Below are 1,982 nucleotides of genomic sequence, written 5' to 3'. Positions count from 1 at the left end.
AGGGCGCGTTAATTCTTCCACATCTAGGCCGCGCAATAGCGTCATTAATTGGAATGCTTTAGCTGTAGGAATCAGCTCACGTGCTTCGCGAACCATATATTTTTCTGCTAGCAAGCCTTCAATAATCGCCGCACGGGTTGCGGGAGTTCCTAAACCCTTTTCAGCCATGGCTTCACGCATCTCATCATCATCGACCCATTTACCCGCACTTTCCATAGCGGATAGCAAGGTTGCCTCGGTATAGCGAGCAGGGGGTTTGGTTTTTAATGGGATGGCGGAGATAGATTCAGTTTGTACGGTTTCACCCTCTTGTACAGCCACCAACTCATCATCTGCTTGGTTGGATCGGCCATAGACAGTTAGCCAACCTGGGGATACTAGAACACGGCCCTCGGTTTTAAAGTGATGCCCTGACGCTTCGGTAATGCGAGTGGTGACGCGGAACTCGGCAGCAGGGTAAAACACCGCCAAGAAACGACGAACAACCAAGTCATACAACTTTTGCTCTGGCTCACTGAGACTCTTTGGGGACTCTAAGGTTGGGATGATCGCAAAGTGATCAGAAATTTTTGAATTGTCAAAAATACGTTTGTTTGGTTTGATCCAGCCATATCCAGCTTTTGCCTTTGGATCTTTAGGATCGCCCTGCAAAATTTGTTTAGCAAATGGACGATATTCTGATGAGTTCTCAGCCAGGTTCTCCATGGTCTGCTTCACGGTGTCCAAATAATCTTCGGGCAAAGCTTTGGCATCTGTACGCGGATAAGTAAGCACCTTATGGCGCTCGTAAAGTGCTTGGGCCAGACCCAAGGTATTTTTAGCGGAGAAGCCAAAGCGTGCATTGGCCTCACGTTGCAAACTAGTTAAATCAAACAATTGGGGCGCTAGCTGAGTTGCTGGCTTGGCCTCTTCTTTGACGCTCGCTTTTTTATCGCGACAGGCAGCCACAATGCTTTGTGCGGCAGCTTCACTCCAGAGGCGATTCTCGCGCGCATCTGGAGCAGCAACATCTTTTTTAAACTTCGGATCAAACCAGCGGCCTTCATATACGCCAGCTGCAGCAATAAATTCGGCCTTAACTTCCCAATAGTCTTTAGAGACAAATTTACGAATTAGTTCTTCGCGCTCTACAACGATTGATAAGGTTGGCGTTTGTACTCGACCAACTGTCGTTAAAAAGAATCCACCACTCTTACTATTAAATGCAGTCATTGCGCGAGTGCCGTTAATGCCAACCATCCAATCTGCTTCAGAGCGGCAACGTGCTGCATCTGCTAGAGGCTGCATGTCGGCATCACTACGCAGCGAAGCAAAGCCATCACGAATCGCTGCCGGGGTCATAGATTGCAGCCAAAGACGCTTAATGGCCTGTGGCGCTTTCGCATGCTGTGCAATCAAGCGGAAAATTAATTCACCTTCACGCCCCGCGTCACATGCATTTATAAGCTGATTGATATCTTTGCGCTTAATCAGCTTTTGCAATACCTTGAGGCGCGATTCAGTTTTGGCAATCGGGCGTAAATCAAAATAGGGCGGCACAACGGGTAGGTTTGCAAACGACCATTTGCCACGTTTGACATCAAATTCTTCCGGGGCAGCAATTTCTAATAAGTGGCCCACCGCAGAAGAGATGACAAAGTCATCGCTCTCGAAATAGTCCTCATATTTAGTGAAGCCTCCTAAAGCCTTGGCAATGTCATTCGCAACAGAAGGTTTCTCCGCAATGATGAGCGCCTTAGGGTGATCCATGCTTGAAGTTTTTGAGCTGCTTTTTTTGGTAGTTGCTTTAGTTGCCACGCGTTTTGCCTAAATTTGAGCTTGAAATCATGTTTTATTGGGTGCAAATAGGATGCCTAATTAAGCCCATTTTTGGGCCAATCTTTCCTACACCCCTTTTTTATTATTAACCGATAAATTAACAAAAGTCCAAAATCCTCATATTTTGGGGTTTTGGAATGCGCTTGTAATGCCTTAAATTTTCC

At 46.6% G+C, this 1,982-nt stretch carries 1 protein-coding gene; it reads right to left on the bottom strand.

The annotated features are described in order from the left end of the window. On the bottom strand, window positions 1-1,749 hold a 1,749-nt coding region (locus B7Y67_RS16315; RefSeq protein ID WP_293599532.1), incomplete at its 3' end, for a DNA topoisomerase III. Window positions 1,750-1,982: the final 233 nt, after the last annotated feature.

The organism is Polynucleobacter sp. 35-46-11, from assembly GCF_002281105.1.
This window is presented reverse-complemented; position numbering and strand designations above follow the sequence as displayed.